The organism is Gibbsiella greigii, assembly GCF_039540155.1.
GTDB classification, from domain to species: domain Bacteria; phylum Pseudomonadota; class Gammaproteobacteria; order Enterobacterales; family Enterobacteriaceae; genus Gibbsiella; species Gibbsiella quercinecans.
In genome coordinates this window covers 147771-173605 of sequence record NZ_BAABEM010000004.1, presented here as the reverse complement: position 1 = coordinate 173605, position 25835 = coordinate 147771, and the positions used below count along the sequence as shown (strand labels likewise).

The following is a 25835-nucleotide window of genomic DNA, read 5'->3' as shown; positions in this document are numbered from 1 at the left end:
TATGCGCCCGCTGCGTAATCGGGGTGCAAAACGCGCTTTGCCGGCGCTGCCCTCTGCTGCGATAGCGCGCCGTTCCGCGGCCCCATTGCACAATTTTTCACCCGCCCGATAGCCTGCCGCAGCGCGGCTGTTTGCCGCCAGGCAAAAAAAGTTGCCGGAAATTCCGCGTAGGCTCGTCAAAAGGGCCTGCTTCTTGCAAAGAACAAGCAAGATACACTTGGTATGCCATTTGAATACACAAGAAGTGCCAACAACATGACCGTTTCAGCGTCTTCACCATTCACCAGGGGAAATGCACACATGAAATCGTTGATCAAAGCAAGCGGCCTCGCACTTGGGCTGCTCACCATATGCCACAGTTTTTCCGTCGCTGCCGCTGAAGAGTTGAACTTCGCCAGTTGGGGCGGCGCCTATCAAAAAGCCATCAGCCAGGCGTGGCTGGCGCCCTTTAGCCAGGAAACCGGCATTAGCGTGGTGGAAGATACCGATCCCCAAGTCAGCAAGCTCAAGGCCATGCAGGACACCCATACCGTGCAGTGGGACGTGGTGACCGAAAATGGCTCGCGGCTGGTGCGCGGCATCAAGCTGGGGGTGTTTGAAAAAATCACCCCGCAGATGGTCAATCAGGATCACGTGATCCCCGGCGCACGTAACGATTACGGCGTACCCTCCGAGATTTTCTCCACGCTGATCGGTTTTTCCACTGCTGCGTTCCCCGACGGCAAACCGCAGCCCAAAACCTTTGCCGACTTCTGGAACGTGGAAAAATTCCCCGGCAAACGCACGCTGCAGGATGAACCGGCCACGGTGATAGAAGCGGCGCTGATCGCCGACGGCGTGAAGCCGGAAGAGGTTTACAACGTGCTGAATACACCGCAAGGGGTGGATCGCGCGATGGCGCAGATAGAAAAGATCAAACCCTATGTCGCCATGTGGTGGAAGAACGGTGCTCAGCCGGTGCAGGCGCTGGCCAGCGGCGAAGTGCAGATGGCGCTGGGCTGGAATGGCCGTTTCCAGGCGGGCATCGATTCCGGCCTGCCGATCAAAATGTCGTGGGATAACGCCGTTGCCCAGGTGGGCTATTTTGCGCTGGTGAAAGGCGCCCCGCACCGCGACGCGGCGATCAAACTGATGAACTACATGATCACCCCGCAGCACCAGGCCGAGTTCAGCAAATATATCGCCTATGGCCCCACCACCACTGGAGCGATGCAATACATCGACGATGCGCGCAAGGCCCGCCTGCCCTCCACGCCGGAGCGCCTGGCGAACACCCTGTTTATGAACGCAGACTGGTGGGACAAGCACGGGCCGGCGATCGTCGAGCGCTATAACCAGATCCGCGCGCAATAACGCCGTTTCATTCACAGCGATTGAAACCCACCCTGCGCAACCGGGGCGGTATCCGCCCCTCTAAACGGAGCCCGTTATGGTAGTGAATACCTTCGCGCAATCCCCTGCGGCCCCACCCCGCGCCCGATGGCGGGGGGCGGCCTTCCTGGCAACGCTGCCGCTGCTGCTGTTCCTGCTGCTGTTTTTCGTCTGGCCGATTCTGGGGCTGCTGAAAGAAGGCTTTCTGGTCGACGGCCAGTGGAGCCTGGCGCATTATCTGCACCTGTGGAACACGCCGGTGTACAGGCTGGTGCTGGAGAACACCTTTTTTATCGCGCTGGCCGTAACACTGGGCTGCATCATCACCAGTTACCCGCTGGCCTGGCTGATGGCCGCCGTGCGCCCGGCGATGACCAAATTCCTGTTTTTCGCCATTCTGCTGCCGTTCTGGTCCAGCGCGCTGGTTCGCACCACCGGCTGGATAGCGCTGCTGCAGCAAAACGGCCCGCTCAATACCCTGCTGATGACGGTGCACATTACCCAACAGCCGATCGCCTTCTTATATAACTTCACCGCCGTGATGATCGGCATGGTGCACGTCCTGATGCCGTTTATCGTACTGCCGCTGTATGCCTCCTTCCGTTCGCTGGACAGCACGCTACTGCTGGCGGCCAAAAGCCTGGGTGCCGATGCGCCGGGCATTTTCTTCCGCGTGATCCTGCCACTGACGCGCCCCGGCATGGTGGCCGGCGCCATTATCGTGTTTATGAATGCGGTGGGCTATTACATCACCCCCTCTCTGATGGGCGGCCCGGCCCAACGCATGATGGCCAGCCTGATTTCATACAACATTACGGAAGAGTTGAACTGGGGCATCGCTGCCGCGCTGGCCTGCGTACTGCTGCTGGCAACGCTGTTGGCGCTCTGGGTGTTCAACACCCTGTTTGGCCTGAATTCGCTGATGGCGGGCAACAGCGCCAAAGGCAGCCAGTCGGCCATCAACGCCGTGCCGAGCGGCGCCGGCGGCAAGGCCTGCGCTCTGGCCGGCACCCTGGTAGCGGTGTTTCTGATCCTGCCGCTGGTGATTGTTATCCCGATGAGCTTCGGCACCAACGAATTCCCCACCTTCCCGCCGCCGCAGTACGGATTGCGCTGGTACGTGCACTTCTTTACCGACGCCAAGTGGATGGCCGCGCTGGGGCAGAGCGTACATATCGGCCTGCTGGTTACGCTGCTGTCGATGCTGCTGGGCGCCAGTGCGGCGCTGGGGCTGCACAAACTCAGCGGCCCGCGCCGCAGCTGGCTGGAAACGCTGTTTATCATCCCGATGTCGGTACCCGCCATTATCATCGCCGTGGCGCTCTATTACCTGTGCGGCCCGTTGGGGCTGATTAACAACTCCGTGGCGCTGATCATCGGCCATACCGTCCTGGCGACCCCCTACACCTTCATTACGCTCAGCGCCGCGCTGAAGAGTTTTGATAAAAACCTGGAGCTGGCCGCCTACAGCCTGGGCGCGCCGCCGTGGCAGATGTTCCGCCGGGTGATGCTGCCGGCACTGCTGCCGGGGCTTATCAGTGGCGCCATCTTCGCCTTCGTCACCTCGTTTGACGACGTGATCATGGCGCTGTTCCTGACCACTATCCGCAACCGCACGCTGCCCAAACTGATGTATGAAGGGCTGGCGTTTGATTTTGATCCGACGGTGATTGCCGCCTCCTGCGTGCTGATCGCCGCCACCGCGGGCATCCTGCTGTTGCAGAGCCTGCTGACCGCTCACGGAGGCAAACATGCAGATTCAGCAAGGTAAAGACGTCGCGTTGGCAAACATCCGCAAAACCTACGGCCAAACGGTGGCGATCCCGCAGCTCAATCTGGCCGTCGCGCGCGGGGAATTCTGCACGCTGCTGGGGGCTTCGGGCTCCGGCAAAACCACCTTGCTAAAAATTATCGCCGGCTTTGAACAGCCGGATGACGGCAACGTGATCATCGCCGGCAAAAACGTCACCCGCGATCGCATCGCCGATCGCAACATCGGCATGGTGTTCCAGAACTACGCGCTGTTCCCCCACATGTCGGTTTTCGAGAACGTGGCCTTCCCGCTGCGTATGCGCCGGCTGGCGAAAGAAGACATCAACCGCCGGGTGGCTGATGCGCTGGCGCTGGTCAGCCTGGGCGATTACCCGCAGCGGCTGCCCGGCGAACTTTCCGGCGGCCAACAGCAGCGTGCCGCGCTGGCCCGGGCGCTGGTGTTTAACCCGGATATTCTGCTGATGGATGAACCCCTCGGCGCGCTGGATAAAAACCTGCGCCAATCCATCCAGTTACAAATCAAACAGTTGCACCAGGAGTTGGGGCTGACAGTGGTGTTCGTCACCCACGATCAGGAAGAAGCGATGAACCTGTCGGATCGCATCGTGATCATGGATAAAGGCCAAATCGTCGGCGCCGGTAGCCCGCAGGCGCTGTATCGCCAGCCCGATAGCCGTTTTATCGCCGGCTTTCTCGGCGAGTGCAACTTTATCGATACACCGGACGGGAAAACACTGGGAGTGCGCCCGGAGCACCTGTTGGTCGGCGAGGCCAGCCTCGGCACCGATCAACGCTTCAACGCGGCGCTTAAAATGGCGACCTTCTGCGGCCTGCACTGGAAACTGCTGTTCGATTTCCAGGGCAAAACCCTGGTGGCCTATGCGCCCGCCAACGCGCCGGCCGCCCTGCACATCCCGGGGCAAATGCTGGCGCTGGGTTTTCTGGCGGAACACGCCATGGCCTTTGCGCAAAGCGCATGAAGCCATCAGCGCAACCGGCCGCTGCACCGCGGCCAAACCTTCACGCCTTCGGCAAGGGGAACGCTATGCAGCCAACAGAAACGCCGTTGAACGAGTTGCTTCTGGCTACGCGGGGGCAGGATCTCACCGAAGCGACCTATCGGCGCCTGCTTAATATGATCCAACTGGGCCGCATCCCCACCAACGTGCCGCTGCAGGAGCGGGCGTTGGCCAGCGCCCTCGGCGTCTCGCGCACCCCGCTGCGGGAGGCGTTCAGCCGGCTGGTCGGCGGCGGCTTTGCCAGCCGCATCGGGCGCGGGCAACTGATGGTGAAAGAGCCCACGCTGCACGAATACCTGGAAATCCTGCACCTGCGCGCGCTGCTGGAGGGCGAAGCGGCCTTTATGGCGACGGGCAACATCCCGCAGGCACAGGTGGAAAATGTGATACAGGCGCTGCAAACCCACCTGCAAGCGCGCGACTTTTCCGCCGAAGAAAACCACCGTATCGATAACCTGGTGCACCTGACCATTGCCGCCCACTGCGGCAGCGCGCAAATGGAAAGCCTGATTTTCGATCTGCGCATCAAGGCGCGCACGTTCGATCAAAACGGCAGCATCGCCCGCTTCGAGCCGGGCTGCCGCGAACATCTCCAACTGATGGAGTGCATCCGCGCCAACGATGCCAACGGCGCCCGCCAGGCGATGGCGCACCACCTGACCCAAGTCCGCGCCAGCATCGTGGCGCGGTTTACCTCACTGTTACCGGGGAGCATCACCGCATGCAAAAACTGACTGAACAGGCCAAGGGGGTGTACATCATCTCCGCCACGCCCTTTACCGACAGCGGCGAACTGGATTTGGCCAGCGCCGATACCCTGACCGATTTCTACCTGGAAAAGGGAGTGGACGGCATCACCATCCTCGGCATTCTCGGCGAAGCCCACAAGCTGAGCGAAGAGGAAACCGAGCAATTCATGCAACGCGTGCTGGCGCGGGTTAACGGCCGGGTGCCGGTGATCGTCGGCGTGAGCCACCCGTCGCATCGCCACGTGGAACGCCTGGCTAAAAAGGCCATGGCCTGCGGCGCCGCGGGCGTGATGCTGGCGCCGGCGCCCAACCTGAAAACCGATCCGCAGGTGGAAAACTATTTCCTCACCATCGGCGAACTGCTCGGCCCAGACATTCCTCTCTGCCTGCAGGACTACCCGCAATCAACCGGCGTCTATACCTCGGTGCCGGTCATGCTGCGGCTGATTGAAGCGCTGCCGCAGTTGGTGATGCTCAAGCACGAAGAGCTTTCCGGCATGGGCAAGCTCACCCGACTGCGCCGGCAAAGCGCCGAACAGGGGCTGCGCCGCATCAGTATTTTGGTCGGCAACGGCGGGCTGTTTTTGCCACAAGAGTTGGCGCGCGGCGCCGACGGCGCAATGACCGGCTTCGCCTGGCCGGAAATGCTGGTGCAGGTTTGCCGCGCCTATGCCGAAGGCGATGCAACGCGCGGCGAAGATATTTTTGATCGCTATCTGCCGCTGCTGCGCCATGAGTTCCAGTACGGCATTGGGTTGGCGCTGCGCAAGGAAACCCTGCGCCGCCGTGGTGCGATACAGCACGCGCGGGTGCGCCCTGCCGGCCCGGTGCTGGACCAAACCGATCTGGATGAACTGACCGGCCTGATTGACAGGCTGAAGCAAAAATTACAACAAGGGGGAGTGCAATAATGGATCTGATGATCGCAGATAAAGTGGCGCTGGTATGCGGCGCGGGCAGCGGCCTGGGCCGTGCGATAGCCATTGCGCTGGCGGCCGAAGGCGTGACCGTGGCGGTGACCGGGCGCAACATGGACAAACTGGCGCACACGGTGCAGCTTATCGAACAGGCCGGCGGCAAGGCCAGTGCCTGGGCGCTGGATCTCACGCAGCCGGAAAGCTTTGCCGCCACCCTCGGCCAAATACGCCAGGCGCACGGCGCGATTGCCATCCTGGTGAATAACTCCGGCGGCCCGGCGCCTTCGACTGCCGCCGGCGTGCCCGCCGAGGTATGGCAAAACCAGTTCAACGCCATGGTCAGCGCGCTGATCCAACTGACCGATCAGATCCTGCCGGATATGATCGCCGCCGGCTGGGGGCGAATCATTACCAGCACCTCCTCCGGCGTGGTAGCGCCCATCGCCAATCTGGCGGTTTCCAACGCGCTGCGCCTGGCGCTGGTGGGCTGGTCTAAAACGCTGGCGGCGGAAGTGGCGCCGCACGGCATCACCGCCAATATTCTGGTGCCGGGACGCATCGCAACCGACCGCGTCGCACAGTTGGACGCCGCCCGCGCCGGGCGCGAACAGACGGCGGTCGAGGATGTACAGGCCAAAAGCCGCGCCGCCATCCCCGCCGGGCGCTATGGCCAGCCACAAGAGTACGGCGCGGTGGCCGCCTTTCTCGCCAGCCAGCAGGCTTCCTTTATCACCGGCAGTATTTTGCGGGTGGATGGCGGCATGATCCCTTCACTCTAGGACCGGTTCCCCATGGGCAATAGTTGTGTAATTCGCGGCGGCATGCTGTACGACGGCAGCGGCAACCCGCCGCAAAAAGCGGATGTGGCGATCGCTGGCCGCCATATTCAGGCGGTGGGCGCGCCGGGCACCCTGCACGGCACCCAGACGATCGACGCGCGCGGTCTGGCGCTGGCGCCGGGCTTTATTGATGTGCATACCCATGACGATCGCGCCCTGCTGCAGCCCGGCATGATGACCGCCAAGCTGTCGCAGGGGGTGACCACCGTCATCACCGGCAACTGCGGCCTAAGCCTGGCGCCGGCGTCCATGGCGCAGATACCGGCGCCGCTGGATTTGATCGCCACGCCGGCCTGGCTGCGTTTCCCGCGCTTTGCCGACTACCTGGCGGCCATGGCGACCCAGGGCATCATGGTGAACGCCGCCTGCATGGTGGGGCACACCACCCTGCGCGCCAGCGTGATGCACGGCGACCTGACGCGCGAGGCCAGCGCGGCGGAATGCGCCGTCATGCGCGTGCGGCTGGAGGAAGCCTTGGCCGACGGCGCTTTCGGCTTCTCGACCGGCACCTTTTACCCCGCCGCGCGGGCAGCCACGCAGGAGGAGATCGTGGCGGTGGGCGAACCGTTGGCGCGCTATGGCGGCATTTACGCCACCCATATGCGCAATGAGGCGGAAGCGGTGCTGGATTCGTTGGAAGAGAGCTACGCCATCGGCCGCCGCCTGGGCGTGCGGGTATTGATTTCACACCACAAGCTCGCCGGGGTAAAAAACCACGGCCGCTCGCTGGAAACCCTGGCCAGCATTCAGGCCGCCCGCGCCCGGCAGCCGCTGTCATTGGATTGCTACCCTTATAACGCGTCCTCCACCACGCTAAACCCGGCGTTTGTGGCGCGGGCTTCCCGGGTGCTGGTGAGCTGGTCAACCCCGCATCCACATCTGGCCGGGCAGTTGCTGGCCGATATCGCCGCCCAATGGGGCGTGAGTGATGAAGCGGCGGCGGAACGGCTGATGCCGGCCGGCGCCATTTACTTCATGATGGGCGAGCAGGATGTGCAGCGCATTCTGGCCTTCCCGCCGACGATGATCGGCTCTGACGGCATGCCGCACGACGAGCACCCACATCCACGGCTGTGGGGCACTTTCCCGCGGGTATTGGGGCACTATAGTCGCGAACTCGGCCTGTTCCCGCTGCACACCGCCATCCACAAGATGAGCGGTTTACCCGCCGCCGAGCTAGGCATCCCGCTGCGCGGCCGGATTGCGCCCGGCCACTTTGCCGATCTGGTGCTGTTCAACACCGAGACGGTGCAAGACAGCGCCACTTTCGCGGAGCCTTGCACCCGAGCAACGGGGATTGAGTATGTTTGGGTGAATGGGCAATTGGCCTGGGCCGACAGGCAGGTGCAACATGATAAGGCGGGGCAAATTGTTCGCCGGGCGCCCCAATAGGCTGGGGAGTTACGCCTTCGACGCTGATAATTTCTGCAAAGAAACTCGGGGTGATTAAGGCAATTCCACTTGCACGGTGGGTTACAGAGTGTGGTTTCATCAATGTTCTTTGTTGAGGTCGGGGAGGGTTTCGGTCGCTATAACTCGGTCGTTTTTTGTCGCACCGTAGCCCGCGCCTGCGCCATATCAGGCGGCCGCTGCGCGGCTACCCTCACTGTGTCACTGCGCATCACGGCCGGCTACGACAGGCGTCCCTGCCTGTCTCGCCTGAAACCGCCGTCCTGGCGGTTTCGCCTATGCGCCGTTCCGCCGTTCGGCGCCTTCAATGGCTTCAACCCCCGTGCTCCACTCACCTAATACATCGTCTTTGAGATTAACTTATTAACTCATTAAGTTATGTCAAAACCGGAGGTTAGGTTGCCCGGTGGCAATAGATTGGGGTGTTGACCTTCCGCGCGCATCTTGGCCTGCTGAGCAAGGCACCGTTGCCAGGGGCAATCGGCCACGGACGGCCGATTGAGGCGAGACAAACAGGGATGTTTGTCGTAGCCGACCCGCCCGGCGACGGGGACGCCGCGAGGGCACCCGCGCAGCGGGCAGGCCATGTTAAGCGCAGGCCGGGGTGTCGGGGCCGGGCCTTCGGCCCTGACAATTGCCTGCCACTATTGCCGCAAAGAAACTCGGAGTGATAAGGCAATTCCCTTTACACCGAGGGTTACAAAGTGCGGATTCGAATCAGGTTAACCGCAGGCTGCGCCGGGCACATGACCAACGCGCGTTTCAATCTCGCTAATTGCATCAATCCGCGCCTGATGGCGCCCACCTTCAAACTGGGCATCAAACCAGGCATCCACGATCATTTTCGCCAGCTCTTGCCCCACCACCCGTGCGCCGAACGCCAGAATATTGGTGTTATTGTGCTGCCGCGACAGTTGGGCGGAATAAGGTTCGCTGCACACCACGGCCCGGATGCCGGGGTATTTATTGGCCGTGATGGAAATGCCCACGCCGGTGCCGCAAATCAGAATGCCGCCCTCCACTTCCCCCGCCAACACCGCTTCCGCCACCGCACCGGCGTAGCACGGGTAATCCGTGCGTTCACTGGACCAGGTGCCTTTATCTACCACCGTCACGCCACGCTGTTGCAGGTGCGCGACAATGGCCGCCTTCAGTTCAAAACCGACATGATCGCAGCCAAGGGCTATGTTCTTCATTACAACCTCTCGTTGATTGGGTTATCGCTCTAACTTTACAAAAGTTGTTTAATTTGTGAAATAAAGCCAAATAAGCCGATAAAAACCCGCTAAACTCGGCGGTTATCACCCTTATCGCTGCGCTTTATTTCATAAAAATGTGCTTTATTAAGATTAACGGAATCACGTAACGCAAACCATTCCCGGGCATAAATTAATGTAATAAACTGAATATAAAACAAAAAGACAAAACCACTCCTATCTTCCGCACCTGAGCAAACTTCACATAAAGATTAACTTTATAAGTTTTATAATTTTGTGAAGTTTGTTGCATATTTTATCAACAGCCTGTGGTGATATAGTGGCGTCTTCAGTTTATGGACGCGAGAAGCAAATGAGCCAATCAGAATTTGATCAGGGCATCCCGAACGGGATCGGCATCGCCCCTTACCTGCGCATGAAGCAGGAAGGCATGACGGAAAACGAAAGCCGAATCGTGGAATGGTTTTTGGCACCGGGTAATTTAAGCGGGGCGCCGTCGATAAAAGACGTTGCCGAAGCGCTGATGGTGTCGGAGGCGATGATTGTCAAAGTGTCGAAGCTGCTGGGGTTTAGCGGTTTTCGCAACCTGCGCAGTTCGCTGATCGACTACTTTTCACAGTCCGAACAGGTGCTGCCGGCTGAACTGTCTTTCGATGAAGCGCCGCAAGATGTGGTGAACAAGGTGTTCAACATCACTCTACGCACCATTATGGAAGGCCAGTCGATCGTCAATGTGGATGAGATCCACCGTGCGGCGCGTTATTTTTACCACGCCAAACAGCGCGATCTGTACGGCGTCGGCGGCTCAAACGCGATCTGCGCCGATATCGAGCATAAGCTGCTGCGCATCGGCGTGCGTTGCCACGCCTACCAGGACGCGCACATCATGATGATGTCCGCCGCGTTGCTGCAAGAAGGGGATGTAGTGCTGGTGGTCTCTCACTCCGGGCGCACCAGCGATCTGCAAGAAGCGGTAGAATTGGCGAAGAGCAACGGGGCGAAGATTATTTGTATCACCCACAGCTATAACTCGCCGATCGCCAAACTGGCAGACTTTATTATCTGTTCGCCGGCGCCGGAAACGCCATTATTAGGGCGCAACGCCTCGGCACGTATTTTACAACTGACCTTATTAGACGCTTTTTTTGTTTCCGTCGCACAACAGAATATTGAACAGGCAACGTTAAATATGGAAAAAACCGGCGCTATCGTTAACTTTTTCCGCCGGGATAAATAACCAGAAATTTTCAGGCCACAGTTGAAAACGATACCAGATTAATTCAGGCCCCTGCGGTCTGAAATAATCCGGTATATATAATAGTTACCCTACAGTGAGAATAATACAATGAACAAACTTCTGAAGTTATTCAGTAGCGCTGCTGTCGGTGTGATGTTATCCACCAGTGCTTTCGCCGCCGCCGATTATGCCGTGGTCTTAAAAACGCTATCCAACCCGTTTTGGGTCGATATGAAAAAAGGCATTGAGGATCAGGCGAAAGCCAGTGGCGTTAGCGTTGATATTTTCGCTTCGCCTTCGGAGGGGGATTTCCAGTCGCAGCTGCAGCTCTTCGAAGATCTTAGTAATAAAAATTACAAAGGCATCGCCTTTGCGCCGCTCTCTTCGGTAAACCTGGTGATGCCGGTCACCCGCGCCTGGAAAAAAGGGATTTTCCTGGTCAATCTCGATGAAAAAATCGACATGGATAACCTGAAAAAAGCGGGCGGCAACGTGGAAGCGTTCGTCACCACCGACAACGTCGCCGTGGGTGGCAAAGCGGCCGACTACATCATTCAGCGGCTGGGCGCCGAAGGCGGCGAGGTGGCGATTATCGAAGGCAAAGCCGGCAACGCCTCCGGCGAGGCGCGCCGCCAGGGCGCGACCGCAGCCTTCCAAAAAGCCGGCGCGATCAAACTGGTTGCCAGCCAGCCCGCCGACTGGGATCGCATCAAAGCGCTGGATGTTGCCACCAACGTATTGCAGCGTAACCCGAATCTGAAAGCCTTCTACTGCGCCAACGATACCATGGCGATGGGCGTAGCCCAGGCGGTGATCAACGCCGGAAAAACCGGCAAGGTCCTGGTCGTGGGCACCGATGGTATTCCTGAAGCGCGCAAAATGGTGGCTGGCGGGCAAATGACCGCCACCGTCGCCCAGAACCCGGCGGATATCGGTGCAACCGGCCTGCGTCTGCTGGTGGAAAAAGCCAAGACTGGCCAGGTGATCCCGCTGGATAAACAGCCGGAATTCAAACTGGTCGATTCGGTACTGATTACCCAATAGCCACCCGGCCCCCGGTGGCGCAAACCGGGGGCCATGGCGAAATATATACCCAAAATAATTCGAGTTGCAGCATAAACGCGCCACACCGCAAGCGCAAATATCGCGGATACCAGGAGCATGGCGGAATAGAGGTAATTAAATGGTCACGCCTTATATCAGCATGGCGGGGATCGGCAAATCTTTTGGCCCGGTTCACGCATTAAAATCGGTTGATTTAGCCATTTACACTCATGAAATACATGCGTTATTAGGTGAAAACGGCGCCGGTAAATCAACCCTGATGAAAATATTGTCGGGTATCTATGAACCCACTAAAGGGACAATCACCATTGATCACACCGACTATAACAAACTGGATCATAAACTCGCCTCGCAATTAGGCGTGGGCATTATTTACCAGGAGTTAAGCGTCATAGACGAATTAACGGTGCTGGAAAATCTTTATATTGGCCGGCACCTGACCAAAAAAGTCTGCGGCATCACGATTATTGACTGGAAAGAAATGCGCCTGCGCGCCGCCATGATGTTATTACGCGTCGGCCTAAAAGTGGACCTTGATGAAAAAGTGGCGAATTTATCCATCAGCCATAAACAAATGTTGGAAATCGCCAGGACACTGATGCTCAACGCCAAAGTGATCATCATGGATGAGCCAACCTCTTCGCTAACCAGCAAAGAAGTGGATTACCTGTTCCTGATCATGCAGCAGTTGCGCAAAGAGGGCTGTGCGATCGTGTATATCTCGCACAAGCTCAATGAGATCCGCCAAATCTGCGATCGCTACACGGTGATGAAAGACGGCAGCAGCGTCAGCAGCGGCATGGTGAGCGACGTCAGCAACGACGACATCGTGCGCATGATGGTGGGCCGCGAGCTGCAAAACCGCTTTATGGCGCTGAAAGAGAATGCCGGCAACGTGGAGCCGGATACGGTGTTCGAAGTGAAACACGTCACCAGCCGCGACAAAAAGAAAGTCCGCGATATCTCTTTTATGGTCAGCCGGGGCGAAATCCTCGGTTTCGCCGGGCTGGTGGGCTCCGGCCGCACTGAACTGATGAACTGCCTGTTCGGCGCCGAAAAACGCAGCCAGGGGGAGATCCTGCTGCATGGCAAGCCGATCACGCCCCGTTCGCCGCTCGACGCGTTGAAAAAAGGCATGGCATACATCACCGAAAGCCGGCGCGAGAACGGCTTTTTCGCCAACTTTTCCATTGCTGAAAACATCGCCATCAGCCGCAGCCTGAAAGACGGCGGCTACAAAGGCGCCATCGGGTTATTCAAGCCGCAGCAAGAGCATGAAATCGCCGAACAGCAACGCGCCCTGCTCGCGCTTAAGTGCCAGTCGGTGAATCAAAACATCACTGAGCTGTCGGGCGGCAACCAGCAAAAGGTGCTGATTTCCAAATGGCTCTGCTGCCACCCGGAAGTGATTATTTTCGATGAGCCGACCCGCGGCATCGATGTGGGGGCCAAGGCTGAAATTTACAAAGTGATGCGCCGGCTGGCGGACGAAGGGAAAGTGATCCTGATGGTGTCTTCCGAGCTGCCGGAAATTATTACCGTCTGTGACCGTATTGCGGTGTTTTGCGCAGGGCGCCTGACGAAAATTTTGAACAATCGCGACGATATCAGCGAAGAGGAGATTATGGCATGGGCATTACCTCAAGAGTAAAAGGCGAGCCGCCAGAGAAGACGCCGTTTAACTTTGCCCTGTTCTGGGATAAATACGGCACGTTTTTCATCCTCGCGATTATCGTGGCGATCTTCGGCACGCTGTCGGCGGAGTATTTCCTCACCGCCAACAACATCAGGCAGATTTTCGTGCAAAGTTCGGTAACCGTGCTGATCGGCATGGGGGAATTCTTCGCCATTCTGGTGGCGGGGATCGATCTTTCGGTCGGCGCGATCCTGGCACTGTCGGGCATGGTCACCGCCAAACTGATGCTGGCCGGCTTTGATCCCGTTTCCGCCGCGCTGATTGGCGGCGTGGTGGTCGGCGGCGCGCTCGGCGCCATCAACGGCTGCCTGGTGAACTGGACGGGGCTGCACCCGTTTATCATTACGCTGGGCACCAATGCCATCTTCCGCGGCATTACGCTGGTGATTTCCGACGCAAACTCGGTGTACGGCTTCTCTTTCGACTTCGTCAATTTCTTCGCCGCCAGCGTTATCGGCATACCGGTACCGGTCATCTTCTCGCTGCTGATCGCCATTGTGCTGTGGTTCCTCACCACCCGCACCCGGCTGGGGCGCAACATCTATGCTCTGGGCGGCAACAAAAACTCCGCCTTCTATTCCGGCATTGATGTGAAGTTCCATATGTTGGTGGTGTTCATCATCTCCGGCATTTGCGCCGGGCTGGCGGGCGTGGTGTCCACCGCTCGCCTCGGCGCCGCCGAGCCGTTAGCCGGCATGGGGTTTGAAACCTACGCCATCGCCAGCGCCATTATCGGCGGCACCAGCTTCTTCGGCGGCAAGGGGCGCATTTTCTCGGTGGTGATCGGCGGCCTGATCATCGGCACCATCAATAACGGCCTGAATATTCTGCAAGTACAAACCTACTACCAACTGGTGGTGATGGGCGGGCTGATTATCGCCGCTGTCGCACTGGATCGGCTGATCAGTAAGTAAGGAGCCAATGATGAAAATATCCCCCTCTCTGATGTGTATGGATCTATTGAAGTTCAAAGAGCAGATCGAGTTTATCGATCGCCATGCGGACTATTTTCATATCGACATTATGGACGGCCACTTCGTACCGAACCTGACACTCTCACCGTTTTTCGTCAGCCAGGTGCGCCGCCTGGCGAGTAAACCGCTTGACTGTCACCTGATGGTGACCCGGCCGCAGGACTACATCGCCTCGCTAGCGGCCGCCGGCGCCGATTTCATTACCCTGCACCCGGAAACCATCAACGGCCAGGCGTTTCGCCTGTTCGATGAGATCCGCCGGCACGGCATGAAAGTCGGCCTGATCCTCAACCCGGAAACCGCGGTCGATACGATGAAGTATTACATTCACAAGGCCGACAAGATCACCGTGATGACGGTTGATCCCGGCTTTGCCGGGCAGCCCTTCATCCCGGAAATGCTGGAAAAGATCGCCGAACTGAAAGAATGGCGCACGCGCGAAGGGCTGTCTTATGAAATCGAGATCGATGGCTCCTGTAACCAAGGCACCTATCAGCGCCTGATTGAGGCGGGTGCGGATGTGCTGATCGTCGGCTCCTCCGGCCTGTTCAGCCATTCGCCGGATGTTGCCGAAGCCTGGAACATCATGGCACAGCAGATTGTGCAAGCCAAAAGCGCGGAGGCCCGCCATGTCTGAACCGCTTCCCGTGGTGGCCGGGGTGGATATGGGCGCCACCCATACCCGCTTCTGCCTGCAAAACGCCGAGGGGGTGGAGATCGTCTGCAAGAAATTACCCACCGCGGAGGTCATTGCGCCCGGTCTGGCCGCCGGGCTTAGCGGGCAACTGCGCCAGCTGTTTGAGCGGCACCGTGCACGCGGCCTGGGCGTGATGATCGGGTTCCCGGCGCTGGTAGGCAGCGATCGGCGCACCATTATATCAACCCCCAACCTGCCGTTGACGGCCAGCGAGTTCGCCGGCCTGGCCGAATGCCTGGAACACCAACTCGCGTGCCCGGTGCAGTTTGCGCGCGATGTCAATCTGCAACTCTCTTATGATGTGCATGAAAACGCGTTGGAGAACGAGGTGGTGCTGGCCGCCTACCTCGGCACCGGCATGGGGTTCGCCATCTGGCTCAACGGCGCGCCTTGGACCGGCGCCCACGGCGTGGCGGGCGAGCTTGGCCATATTCCGCAGGGCGACAGCCGCATGCGCTGCGGCTGCGGCAATCTCGGCTGCCTGGAAACGGTCTGTTCCGGCGTGGCGCTGCGCCACTGGTATGAACAAACGCCGCGCGCCTATACGCTGGGCGAACTGTTTTTACACAGCCGCAACGATGCCTTTATTGTTGCATTGCTGGCGCACGCGGCGCGCGCCATCGCCACCAGCATCAACCTGTTTGATCCGCACAGCGTGATCCTCGGCGGCGGGGTGATGGACATGCCGGGATTCCCGCTATGCGAGCTGATTGCCGGCGTGCGTACACATCTGCGCCGCCCGCTGCCCCATGACGCGGTGCGCTTTATCCCCGCTTCTTCTTCAGACTTTAACGGCGCCTGCGGGGCCGCCGGCCTTGCCCGCCGCCGCTGGCTGAATTAGCCGGCCCTGCGCGGCCCGGCGGAGGGGCTTCAGAATTGGCTCAGGCGTTTGATGATGCTTTCCCGCACGTTATCAATGTGCGTGATAAGCAGATCCCGCGCCTGTTCGGCCTGCCCGTTGCGCAGCGCTTCAATGATCGCCAGATGTTCGTTATGGCCGATAACAAAGCGTTCCGGCACCTGGCGCAAATTGAACATGCTGGTTTTTAAGCGCAGGGTCTGAATATAGCCTTTCAATAAGCGGTTGCCGCTGTAATGGGCGATCGCGTCATGCAGGCGGGTATCCACCGCCCAATCCTCTTTGGGATCCGGCCGGTCCTGGCTGAGCAGGCGTTTAATCTGCCTGGCGATGGCATCCAGCTCATCGCCGGGAATACGGCCGGCTGCAAGTCGGGCCGCTTCACCTTCCAGGGTGCGACGCACATGCAGCGTTTCGATCAGTTCCTGGATAGAGAACTCTTTAACTACCGGCGTTCTGCCGCCGTTACGCACAATGAAGCCTTCGTTTTCCAGCCTGTTGAGCGCATTCCTTACCGGCGTGCGGGAAATATCCATCATTTCCGCCAGGCGCCGTTCCTGCAATACGGTATTCACCGGCAGTTCGCGGTTGATGATCATTTGCAAAATGATATCGTAAGCCTTCCTGCTTAAATTGCGTTCGTTATCATCATTCATACAGTAGCTTGTGCTCATAGAAACCATCGTATTTTCACACTGGATAAACCGTTAAGCAGGCTAACCCGTCTGCAACCCCGGCAGCTAGCGGCCACGGCGGCGCCCGGCAGGGATTGCCGAACACAGCCTAGCATTTTCATCCTAAAGATACAGCAGCAGGCCCCGCTAAACGGGCGCCACATTACTGCGGCAAGCTGCGCACTGGGTCTTTCGGCGCAGGATCATAACCCACCAGCGGGGTTACCAGCCTGGCGTAAGTGCCATCGGCCTTCATGTCGGCCAGGGCTTTATTGACGGCAGCAACCAAATTCGGCTTGCCCTTTTTCACCGCAAAGCCTTTCTGGATCTGGTTCACATAGTCCGGCGTCTGTTTGAAAGGCAGCTTCATGTCTTTAATCAGGTAGGCATTACCAATCGAGTCATTAATCACCCCATCGATATTCCCGTTCGCCATATCCTGCACGGCAGCCGTAACGTCAACGTAGCTTTTCAATATCGCGCCGTGCCCCACCGCTAACTGTGCATAGGTGGAAGAAACCTGCGCGCCGATGCGTTTACCTTTCAGATCCTGTGCGGATTGAATAGCTGAATCTTGCGGAATAATAATCCGGCCGCCGGATTCGATCCAACCGTCGGCAAAGATAATCGCTTTTTGCCGCTCCGGAGTAATATCCATCGCGGCGCTACTGATATCAAACTGATCGGCCTGCAGGCCGATTAAAATAGAGTCCCATTTCGTCACAATCGGCATGTATTTCAGATCAAGGCGCCGGGCGATCTCTTTCATTATGCTGATTTCCAGGCCGTCCAATTGACCATTTGCCATCCGCATGCTGTACGGCGGGTTGGTCCCTTCGGTGGCAACGCGTAATTCCCCTTGCTTGAGCAACTCAAGTTGCCCATCGCCCGCCGCCGCGGCAAAAAAGGACATCAACGCTGACACCAGTACGGCAAGACTAAAAACAAATTTTAGTTTCATGTGGCATGACTCCCGATATGTTGAATAGCAATAGGAAAATCAAGGCATTGTGGTTGCCAATAGTGATAACAATTCCAGCATGACGGTCGCCCCGAGCAGCGCGGTGATTTGCCCCGGCCCGTCATACGGCGGGCTGATTTCCGTCACGTCGCAGCCCACAATGTTGATCTTGTTTAACGCGCGTAGCAGCAACAGCGCTTCCCGCGTGCTCGGCCCGCCGGATTCCGGGGTTTGCACTGCGGGAGCCGAAGCCGGGTCGACAAAGTCCATATCGAAGGTAATAAACGTCGGCCGCCCCGCCGTTCTGGCGCTAATGCGCTCTGCCAGCGCCGGCAACCCAATGTCGAACATCTCATCGGTGGTGACCACCTCATAGCCCAAATCCAGCGACTGGGTGATATCGCTGGTTTTAAACAAGGAGCCACGCAGGCCCACCTGTATCGAATAGCGCGGATCGACAATGTTTTCTTCCACCGCCCGGCGGAACGGTGTGCCAGCGCTGTATTGCAGATCGGCAAAGTATTTATCCCAGGTGTCGCTGTGTGAATCGAACTGCACCAGCGCCAGCGGGCCGTGTACTCTGGCAATCGCCCGCAGCTCCGCCAGGGTTACGGAATGGTCGCCGCCGATGGCGCACGGCACGGCTCCCGCGGCAGCAATGCGGTGAATGGTTTCTTCTATCAACCGCAACGATTCGATTTCATAACCGGGCACCACCACCGAATCCCCCACATCGGCAATGCGCAGTTTTTCAAAGATATTGACATTGCCGCGATAGGGATTGATCGGGCGCAGCATCACCGACATGGCGCGCACGGCATTGGGCGCAAAGCGCGCGCCGCTGCGAAAAGGCGCGCCGGAATCCGACGGTATGCCGACGATCGCCGCATCAAGATCGCCGGGATCGTTGGCCAGCGGCAAACGCATAAAGGTCGGCAGGCCGCAAAAGCGTGGGCTGGCCAGCGAATCGGCAGGCTGAGAACTCATGGCAAACTCCTTGGTTAGCTGTAACGTTCCTGGCGGCGTTCAAGCCAGGCGGCAAACTCCGTCAGCATCGACGTCAACAGCAAATAAATCACCGAGGCGGCAATATAGAATTCAAACGGACGGAAAGTGGCGGAGATAATGGTCTGGGCATACAGAGTGATGTCGATCACCGTAATGGTGGAAAGCAACGAGGTGTTTTTCAACGCGGAAATTGCCTCGTTGGTCATCGGTGGCAAGATGATGCGGAACACTTGCGGCAAGATGATGCGGCGCATCACTTCACGTTTAGACAGCCCCAGCGCATAGGCTGACTCCATCTGGCTGCGCGGAATGGCGTTTAACCCTGAACGGATAATTTCAGCGATATAAGCGCCGCTGTTTAGCGCCAACGCAATCACGCCGGCGGCGAACGGCGAAAACCGGATCCCCAACTGCGGCAAACCGAAATAGACAATAAACACCTGGATCAACGCTGGCGTGCCGCGCACAAACCAAATGTAAAACCGGCTGGCCCGGCTAAATAGCGCCACCGGCGAAAGCTTGCCCAGCGCCGCCGCCAGCCCAAACGCCCAACTGAGCAGAATCGTCAGCACCGTGATGGTCAACACCGTCAGAGCAGCATAGAAAAAACCGGCGCCATAGGCCTGGAAATCACTCAATAATTGATTCATGGCACATTCCTTTTCGCGGCGGGGGAAATATCCTGATGCAGAATGCGGCTGAGAAATTGCCGTAACCGGGGGCTTTCCGGATCGGCCAGTACCCGTTGCGGCGGGCCGTCCTCGGCCACCACGCCCTGATCAAAAAACAGTACGCGTGAAGAAACATCCCGGGCAAAGGCGATTTCATGGGTCACCAGCAGCATGGTCATGCCCTCTTCCGCCAGGGCAGCGATCAGGGCGAGCACTTCGCCCACCAGCTCCGGATCGAGCGCCGAGGTGGCCTCATCGAACAGCATCATGCGCGGCTTCATCGCCAGTGCCCGGGCTATCGCCACCCGCTGCTGTTGCCCGCCGGAGAGCCGGCCGGGGTACTGATCGCGCTTTTCATACATTCCGACGCGGTTCAATAAGGCGTCGGCCACCTCTACCGCCGACTTGCGCGACATTTTTTTCACCCGCAATGGCGCTTCAATCACATTTTCCAGCACCGTCATATGCGGCCATAAATGGTAGCTCTGGAACACCATGCCAATTTGCGTACGCAGTTGTTGCAACTGTTCGGTGGTCGGCTGGGCTCTGGCGCCGTCACGGAAATCAAACGAGAATTCACCAAATTCCATAAAGCCGCTCTGCGGCATTTCCAGCACGTTCAGACAGCGCAAAAACGTACTTTTCCCGGAGCCGCTGGCGCCGATAATCGAAACCACCTCGCCGCGGTTGACGTTCAACGCCACATTTTTCAACACATGCAGTTCGCCATAGCGCTTATTCAGCTCTTTGATCCGTAATAAAGACGGCTCACTGTGCGTCATACGGCCCCTCCTTCACATTGAAAACTCTCAATTAAGTGCAAACCGATATCGGCAGGCCGGCGGCTAGCACCGTTAATCGGCGTGATATCCTGTGGGCAGGCGGAAAGCACCAGCCAGATATCCTGCTCGGCCTTTAACACCAAGGTATCCCCCGCTTTGGCGCGCGGCGGGGCGCGATCGAGCGCACCGTCCGGCTGAAACGGCACATTCATAAATAGGTTCAATGACGCCGGGGTAAACGGCAGCGTGATGCCCAGATGATTCAAGGCGGCGTGGAAATTATCGGTGCAGCTACGGTGGTATTGCGTGCAGCCCAGTTCCCGATAAATCTCGGCATTGCAGGGGCACAGCAGCGTGTCATGCCGGCCGGGCGAGGCGTCGTGAACCAGCGTAAACATGGCCGCGCGATAGTTGCTGACCACCGTCATCCCTAGCTGCAGAAACAGATTGCTGTTCACCGAACGCGTATGTTCCATAGAGGCGTACTCGAAAGGATCGCGTTGGCTAATTGCCCAGGCATCCACCACCTGATTGCCGCGAATATTCTCGATCGCCAGCGCCTGCCCTTTGCCCAGCGCGACCGCAATGCCTTCTGTGGCCGCGAGAATCATATCCTGCCCAGTGAAACAAGGTTGGGCCATCATCTGAACCCCCTATTGCTGTATGCGTAAAAATTCATCTTTGTTTTTTATTGGCACTTGTATAAAAAGCAAAGAAAATGCCAAAAGTATTCCAAACACGGAGCGCGCCCAATGAAAAATAGTTGCTGGATACCCAAGCCGATACACCAGTTCGGAATCAACAGGTTAAAAAATGCCAATCTGTCACCTTTGGAACAAAGCGAAGATTTGGATACGGCGGCGCAGGCGGGTGTGGTCGCGGTAATCTTCCGCAGCGGCGAATTTTCACGCACCATGATGGCGCAACTGCCGCATCTTAGAGTGATTGCCGTCCACGGCGTAGGGACCGACGGCATTGATCTGCAGGCGGCAACAGAGAAAGGCATCGTGGTGATCAATACGCCAGGCATGAATACGCGCTCGGTCGCCGAACATGCCATCGGGCTGATGTTCGCCCTGGCAAAACAGCAGGTAGCGGCAGACAACGCGGTCCGGCAGGGCGCCTATCAGGCCTTCAAATATCAAAGCGGGCTGCGGGAGCTGCAGCATGCGGTGCTGGGGATTGTCGGGCTGGGCGCCATCGGCCGCTGCACGGCGGCGTTAGCCAACGCTCTGGGGATGCAGGTCGTGGTTTACAGCAGCCAGCCGGATGCGGTTATCCGGGCCGCAGGGTACCGTAAGGCCGCCGATCTGGCCGCATTGCTGCGCCAAAGCGACATCGTTTCGCTGCATGTCCCTTCCCTGCCGGCAACCCGGCACCTGATCGGTGCGCGGCAGTTAGCGCAAATGAAACCTTCGGCCTACCTGATCAACACCAGCCGCGGCGCGCTGATCGATGAAGCGGCGCTCATCCGCGCACTCAATAACGGTGCGCTGGCGGGGGCCGGGCTGGACGTTTTCGAGCAGGAACCGTTGCCTGCCGGCGCCGCCTTGCTGACCGCCCGCAATCTGGTGGTTTCGCCGCACATTGCGGCATCGACGGAGCAGGCGTTAATCAATATGGCAGGCGCGGCAGTTGAAGGCATTTTACGCGTGTTGCGGGATGAAAAACCGGATTCTCTGGTTAACCCGGCGGTATGGCCAACCCGGCGCCGGTAAGAACGGCGGCGCCAGGCGTTCAGCGGCCATCAGCCACGGGCAGCAATGATTTCACTCATCGGGGCGAAGGCCACGCCTTTGCTTTCCAACAGCGTGCGCACCTGCGCCGCCATCTCAACCGCGCCCGGCGTGTCGCCGTGCACGCAAATGGTATCAATCGTCACCGGTATGCGCGTTCCCTGCAAGGTGATCAGCGCCTGATCCTCCAGCATCCGCAGGATCCGCTCGCTGGCCTGTTTGGCATCGTGCAACACCGCGCCCGGCAGCTTGCGCGACACCAGGTTGCCGTTTTCAGCATAAGCGCGATCGACGTAAATCTCGCGCACCAGCGGCAAGCCCACTTCCAGCGCCGCTTTTTCCGTGCACAAGCCCGGCATGGTCACCATAATCAAGGACTTGTCCACCGCATAAATCGCCCTGGCCACTGCCATCGCCAGCGCATCGTCTTCCGCCGCCATATTGCCGAGCGCGCCGTGGGTTTTCACATGCTGCAAACGCATCCCCTGGCTTTCCGCCAACGCTTTCAATGCACCGATCTGATAGATGATCTGCCGTTCGATCTGCGCCGGGCTGTCGCCCAGGATCTGGCGGCGGCCAAAGCCCTGCAGATCAAAAAAGCTGGGATGCGCCCCCACCTTGACCCCCTGCTGCTGCGCCGCGGCCAGCGTTGCCGCCATCACGTCCGGATCCCCGGCGTGGAAACCGCAGGCGATGTTGGCCGAGGTTACGATGCGCAACATCTCTTCATCCTGCCCCATCGTCCAGGCCCCGAAACTTTCCCCCATATCGCAGTTGAGATCGATCAACATGGCGCATTCCCCTTGGTTATTTTGATTGCCCATCACAGTTGCACAGCGCGGCGCGAAAATAAATCTCTATCTTGTATATTGACAGCATCTCATTGGTATGCCAAACGTATTTCATACGACCATCACTTTCAGACATGTGGGAAAAATGACGTGGACCAGCCCGCAGCAGCCCCCGCGTGGCAATTACTCCCGGTTGCCGATCACGCGATTTACATCGATTTTGGCGAGGTGATCGACGAACAGATCAACCGGCGCGTCACCGCGTTAGCGGCGCGCCTGAAGGCGGCGGCGCCGGCCGGGATCACCTCGCTGATCCCCACCTACCGTTCACTGACGGTGAATTACGACTCTACCCAGGTGCGACAGCAGGCATTAATCCAGCAACTTGAGCAGTTGCTGGCCGAGACGGCGGAGGCCGATGCGCCCAGCAAATGCTGGCATATTCCGGTGTGCTACGGCGGGCAGTACGGCATCGATTTGCCGGAACTTGCCGCCACGCACGGGCTAAGCGAGCAAGAAACCATCGCCATCCACAGCGCAACCCGCTACCGCGTTTATATGATCGGCTTTATGCCCGGCTTTGCCTATCTTGGCGGGCTGGATGCGCGTTTGCACACCCCGCGGCGGGTGGAGCCACGCCTGAAGGTGCCCGCCGGCAGCATCAGCATCGGCGGCATGCAAACGGCGGTCGGTTCCGTCGCCGCCCCCAGCGGCTGGCACCTGCTGGGGCGCACGCCGGTGCGTAGCTTTGATCCCACGCGCGAATCCCCCTTTCTGCTGCAGGCCGGCGACAACGTCCGCTTTTTTACCATCAGTGAGCGCCAATTCGAACAACTCGCGGCAGCGCGCCACTATCTGCCCGAATGGAGCTGGCAGGCATGATGCATTTTGAGGTGCTTTCCCCCGGGCTTTTTACCACTTTGCAAGATGAAGGCCGCTTCGGCTTTGAAGACCAGGGCGTGCCGCCTTCCGGTGCGATGGACGAACTCAGCTTTGCCGTTGCCAACGCGCTGGTCGGCAACCCGGCCAACACCGGCGCACTGGAAATCACCCTGCTCGGTCCCACGCTGCGCCTGGCCGGCGATCGCCCATGCCATTTCGCGGTGACCGGCAACCTGGCGGCCACGCTCAACGGCCGCCCGTGCGCGCCTTATCGGTGCCATGAAATGCAGCCGGGCAGCGTGCTGGCGCTGGGGCGCGTCATCAGCGGCGCCCGTGGCTATCTGGCGGTCGCCGGCGGCTTTGCCGTGGCGCCGGTGCTGGGCAGCGTTTCAACCCTGATGCGGGCCGGCCTGGGCGGGTTTGCCGGGCGCCCGTTGCAAAAAAATGACCATCTACCGCTGGTTGACGCCCCCACGTCGCCCCCGTATCAGGGCGTGGCAGAGCGCATCATGCCGCAGATGGAAAAGCGGCCGATCCGTATTATCTGGGGGCCGCAGGATACGCACTTCGATGCAGCGGCCAAAGCAGACTTCATTGAGCAACGCTACACCCTGTCCAATCAGAGCGATCGCATGGGCTACCGTTTGCAGGGCCGGCCGATCGCGCACAGTAAAGGGTTCAATATCGTCTCTGACGCCATCGCCCGCGGCAGCATTCAGATCCCCGGCAACGGCCTGCCGATCGTGGCGATGAGCGATCGCCAAACCACCGGTGGCTACCCGAAAATCGCCACCGTCATCCGCGCTGATTTGGCCCGGCTGGGGCAGTTGAAGCCCGGCGACAGGCTGCAGTTTGAACCAGTGAGCGTTGAAAAAGCGGAAACGCTGTGGTGCGGGCGCCAGCAGGCGCTGGCCCAGTGGCTGGCAAAATTGCGCGGTGGCTCGGCCGGTGCCTGAACGGCCCCCAGTGCCGGGGGCCACAGGTTGTGGGTTATTCTTTGACGGTATCTTCCAGGAAGAAACGCCCAAGCGGGTTTTGATAAAAACCTTTGATATTCTTACGGCTGACGTTGCGATAAGGGCTGTAGTAGAGATCGATCCAGTTCACATCGGCCTTGGCCATTTTTTGCAGATCGATATACATCTGCTCACGCTTTTTCGCATCCATTTCCACCCGCGCGGCGCTGACCAGGGCTTTAACTTGATCGTTATGATAACGCGTCATGTAGTTCATGTTGGCGTCGTGCCCCAGCGTAAAGGTGGTTTTCTGATCCGGATCGAGAATGTCATTGGTCCAGTACATCACGGAAATATCATAATCGCCAGCGATCAGCATGTCCCAACTCTGGCTTGGATCCACCTTTTGCAGGTTCACCTTCACGCCCGCCTTCGCCAACTGCTGCTGAAGCAGAACCGCGATCTGCTCGTCCACCTCGTCGCCGGCGTTAACAAGGTATTTCAGCGTCAGATCGCTGGCGCCTGCAGCGGCCAACATCTGGCGCGCCTTTTCAGGATCATAAGGGCGGCGCAGATTATCGGCATAATGATACAGCGCCCCGGCCGGGATATAGGAGTTGGCGACTTGGCCATAGCCGAAGGTGACGGTTTTCACGATGGCGTCTTTATCAATGGCAAAATCCAGCGCCTGGCGCACTTCCACTTTACCCAGCGCGCCATGGGAATGGTTGATCAGCAGGTGATCTTCCCGGGTTGAGGGGTTCAGTTCCACCGTCAGATTGGCATCCTTCTGCAGCGAAGCAATGCGCGAGAACGGCACGTTCAGCGCCGCATCCAGCTCGCCGGCCTGCACTTTCAGCATACGGGTATTGTCGTCCGGCAGCGTCAGCCACTCGACGCCATCCAGGCTCACCCGATCGGCCTGCCAGAAGTACGGGTTTTTCACCAGGCTGACCCTTTCGCCGCGCACCCACTCCTTCACGCTGAACGCGCCGGAGCCGAGCGGTTTTTCCGCAAACGCTTCCTCCCCCTCGGCCTTCATCGCCTTTTCCGAAATCACGGACGAATTGGGCAGCGCCAGCTGCGACAGGAACGGCGCCGATGGCGACTTCAGGGTGATCACCAACGTGTGCGGATCCTTCGCCTGCGCCGTGGCGATAATGCTGTAGGAATCCCGCCATAGCGACTCCTCGTTATCGCGAATGCGCAGCAGGCTAAAGGCCGCATCGCTGGCGGTGACCGGGCTACCGTCAGAGAATTTGGCATCGCGGATCTTGAAGGTGTATACCTTGCCGTCGTCCGAGATGCTCCAGCTCTCCGCCAGCCCCGGCTCCAGTTTGGTGCCCATCTTATCCACCCGCACCAACGGATCAAACACGTTGGAAAACACCCAGTTATCGGCGTTTTGCGCAGATTTGATCGGATCAAAGGTGGTACTGTCATCCCGGCGGCCAATGCCCAGGATACCGGCGGCCTGCGCCGCCTCACTTGCCAGGTACAGCGCTAACAACAGGCCGGCGGCTACGGTTTGATACGGCTTTCGCTTCATTT

25 protein-coding genes are annotated in these 25835 nt (G+C 58.8%); 16 read left to right on the top strand and 9 right to left on the bottom strand.

What is annotated here, in order from left to right; genetic code table 11:
* Window positions 1-300 precede the first annotated feature (300 nt).
* From AC559G_RS01705 to AC559G_RS01675, 7 genes are all read left to right on the top strand, one after another.
* On the top strand, window positions 301-1353 hold the full coding sequence (locus tag AC559G_RS01705) for an ABC transporter substrate-binding protein (protein WP_498910819.1): 1053 nt from the start codon (window positions 301-303) through the stop codon (window positions 1351-1353).
* A 76-nt stretch (window positions 1354-1429) separates the two neighbouring features.
* Window positions 1430-3142 (top strand): ABC transporter permease subunit, encoded by a 1713-nt coding sequence (locus AC559G_RS01700; protein WP_498910817.1) that lies wholly within the window; start codon window positions 1430-1432, stop codon window positions 3140-3142.
* Window positions 3123-4124: an ABC transporter ATP-binding protein gene (locus AC559G_RS01695; RefSeq protein ID WP_498910815.1), complete on the top strand. Its 1002-nt coding sequence runs from the start codon at window positions 3123-3125 to the stop codon at window positions 4122-4124. The genes AC559G_RS01700 and AC559G_RS01695 overlap by 20 nt, the downstream gene beginning before the upstream one ends.
* A gap of 65 nt (window positions 4125-4189) precedes the next feature.
* Complete coding sequence (locus tag AC559G_RS01690) at window positions 4190-4897, top strand: GntR family transcriptional regulator (RefSeq protein ID WP_498910813.1); 708 nt, start codon at window positions 4190-4192, stop codon at window positions 4895-4897.
* The gene (locus AC559G_RS01685; protein WP_498910811.1) at window positions 4885-5823 is read left to right on the top strand and encodes a dihydrodipicolinate synthase family protein; all 939 of its coding nucleotides are present in this window, start codon (window positions 4885-4887) and stop codon (window positions 5821-5823) included. Before AC559G_RS01690 ends, AC559G_RS01685 begins: the two co-directional genes overlap by 13 nt.
* On the top strand, window positions 5823-6608 hold the full coding sequence (locus tag AC559G_RS01680) for a Rossmann-fold NAD(P)-binding domain-containing protein (RefSeq protein ID WP_498910809.1): 786 nt from the start codon (window positions 5823-5825) through the stop codon (window positions 6606-6608). The genes AC559G_RS01685 and AC559G_RS01680 overlap by 1 nt, the downstream gene beginning before the upstream one ends.
* A 12-nt stretch (window positions 6609-6620) precedes the next feature.
* Complete coding sequence (locus AC559G_RS01675) at window positions 6621-8060, top strand: N-acyl-D-amino-acid deacylase family protein (RefSeq protein ID WP_498910807.1); 1440 nt, start codon at window positions 6621-6623, stop codon at window positions 8058-8060.
* A 740-nt stretch (window positions 8061-8800) separates the two neighbouring features.
* On the opposite strand, the gene rpiB is transcribed toward AC559G_RS01675, so the two are convergent.
* Window positions 8801-9274: an RpiB/LacA/LacB family sugar-phosphate isomerase gene (rpiB, locus tag AC559G_RS01670; protein WP_498910805.1), complete on the bottom strand. Its 474-nt coding sequence runs from the start codon at window positions 9272-9274 to the stop codon at window positions 8801-8803.
* A gap of 373 nt (window positions 9275-9647) precedes the next feature.
* On the opposite strand from rpiB, the gene AC559G_RS01665 reads away from it, so the two are divergent.
* The 6 genes from AC559G_RS01665 (at window position 9648) to alsK (ending at window position 15805) form a co-directional block, all read left to right on the top strand.
* On the top strand, window positions 9648-10532 hold the full coding sequence (locus AC559G_RS01665) for a MurR/RpiR family transcriptional regulator (RefSeq protein ID WP_095845695.1): 885 nt from the start codon (window positions 9648-9650) through the stop codon (window positions 10530-10532).
* Window positions 10533-10640: 108 nt separating this feature from the next.
* A complete protein-coding gene (alsB, locus tag AC559G_RS01660) occupies window positions 10641-11576 on the top strand; it encodes a D-allose transporter substrate-binding protein (protein ID WP_095845696.1) in 936 nt (311 codons plus the stop codon).
* Window positions 11577-11715: 139 nt separating this feature from the next.
* Window positions 11716-13248, top strand: coding sequence for a D-allose ABC transporter ATP-binding protein AlsA (gene alsA / locus AC559G_RS01655; protein WP_498910802.1), 1533 nt, complete (start codon window positions 11716-11718; stop codon window positions 13246-13248).
* Window positions 13227-14207 carry an ABC transporter permease gene (alsC, locus tag AC559G_RS01650; protein WP_498910800.1) on the top strand — a complete coding sequence of 327 codons (981 nt, stop codon included), beginning with the start codon at window positions 13227-13229 and terminating at the stop codon, window positions 14205-14207. The genes alsA and alsC overlap by 22 nt, the downstream gene beginning before the upstream one ends.
* Window positions 14208-14217: 10 nt before the next feature.
* On the top strand, window positions 14218-14904 hold the full coding sequence (gene alsE, locus AC559G_RS01645) for a D-allulose 6-phosphate 3-epimerase (protein WP_095845699.1): 687 nt from the start codon (window positions 14218-14220) through the stop codon (window positions 14902-14904).
* Window positions 14897-15805 carry an allose kinase gene (gene alsK / locus AC559G_RS01640; RefSeq protein ID WP_498910798.1) on the top strand — a complete coding sequence of 303 codons (909 nt, stop codon included), beginning with the start codon at window positions 14897-14899 and terminating at the stop codon, window positions 15803-15805. Before alsE ends, alsK begins: the two co-directional genes overlap by 8 nt.
* Before the next feature lie 29 nt (window positions 15806-15834).
* On the opposite strand, the gene AC559G_RS01635 is transcribed toward alsK, so the two are convergent.
* The 6 genes from AC559G_RS01635 to AC559G_RS01610 form a co-directional block, all read right to left on the bottom strand.
* Window positions 15835-16497 (bottom strand): GntR family transcriptional regulator, encoded by a 663-nt coding sequence (locus AC559G_RS01635; protein WP_438597313.1) that lies wholly within the window; start codon window positions 16495-16497, stop codon window positions 15835-15837.
* A gap of 163 nt (window positions 16498-16660) precedes the next feature.
* Window positions 16661-17458, bottom strand: a complete 798-nt coding sequence (locus AC559G_RS01630; RefSeq protein ID WP_498910796.1) for a type 2 periplasmic-binding domain-containing protein — start codon at window positions 17456-17458, stop codon at window positions 16661-16663.
* A 39-nt stretch (window positions 17459-17497) separates the two neighbouring features.
* On the bottom strand, window positions 17498-18445 hold the full coding sequence (locus AC559G_RS01625; protein ID WP_498910794.1) for an agmatinase: 948 nt from the start codon (window positions 18443-18445) through the stop codon (window positions 17498-17500).
* A 14-nt stretch (window positions 18446-18459) separates the two neighbouring features.
* Window positions 18460-19116 (bottom strand): amino acid ABC transporter permease, encoded by a 657-nt coding sequence (locus AC559G_RS01620; RefSeq protein ID WP_498910792.1) that lies wholly within the window; start codon window positions 19114-19116, stop codon window positions 18460-18462.
* Window positions 19113-19919: an amino acid ABC transporter ATP-binding protein gene (locus AC559G_RS01615; protein WP_498910790.1), complete on the bottom strand. Its 807-nt coding sequence runs from the start codon at window positions 19917-19919 to the stop codon at window positions 19113-19115. Before AC559G_RS01615 ends, AC559G_RS01620 begins: the two co-directional genes overlap by 4 nt.
* Entirely contained in the window at window positions 19916-20563 is a 648-nt protein-coding gene (locus tag AC559G_RS01610; RefSeq protein WP_498910788.1) for a DUF1989 domain-containing protein, read from the bottom strand. The genes AC559G_RS01615 and AC559G_RS01610 overlap by 4 nt, the downstream gene beginning before the upstream one ends.
* A gap of 108 nt (window positions 20564-20671) precedes the next feature.
* Between AC559G_RS01610 and AC559G_RS01605 the strand changes: the two genes are divergently transcribed.
* Entirely contained in the window at window positions 20672-21637 is a 966-nt protein-coding gene (locus AC559G_RS01605; RefSeq protein WP_498910786.1) for a hydroxyacid dehydrogenase, read from the top strand.
* 29 nt (window positions 21638-21666) lie between these two features.
* Here AC559G_RS01605 and AC559G_RS01600 read toward each other — a convergent pair whose 3' ends face one another.
* A complete protein-coding gene (locus tag AC559G_RS01600; protein WP_498910784.1) occupies window positions 21667-22446 on the bottom strand; it encodes a LamB/YcsF family protein in 780 nt (259 codons plus the stop codon).
* 150 nt (window positions 22447-22596) lie between these two features.
* Between AC559G_RS01600 and pxpB the strand changes: the two genes are divergently transcribed.
* Together pxpB and AC559G_RS01590 are read left to right on the top strand one after the other, a co-directional pair.
* Complete coding sequence (gene pxpB, locus AC559G_RS01595) at window positions 22597-23328, top strand: 5-oxoprolinase subunit B family protein (protein ID WP_498910782.1); 732 nt, start codon at window positions 22597-22599, stop codon at window positions 23326-23328.
* Entirely contained in the window at window positions 23325-24284 is a 960-nt protein-coding gene (locus tag AC559G_RS01590) for a 5-oxoprolinase subunit C family protein (RefSeq protein WP_498910780.1), read from the top strand. The genes pxpB and AC559G_RS01590 overlap by 4 nt, the downstream gene beginning before the upstream one ends.
* Window positions 24285-24318: 34 nt before the next feature.
* On the opposite strand, the gene AC559G_RS01585 is transcribed toward AC559G_RS01590, so the two are convergent.
* Window positions 24319-25833 (bottom strand): ABC transporter substrate-binding protein, encoded by a 1515-nt coding sequence (locus tag AC559G_RS01585; protein WP_498910778.1) that lies wholly within the window; start codon window positions 25831-25833, stop codon window positions 24319-24321.
* Window positions 25834-25835 lie beyond the last annotated feature (2 nt).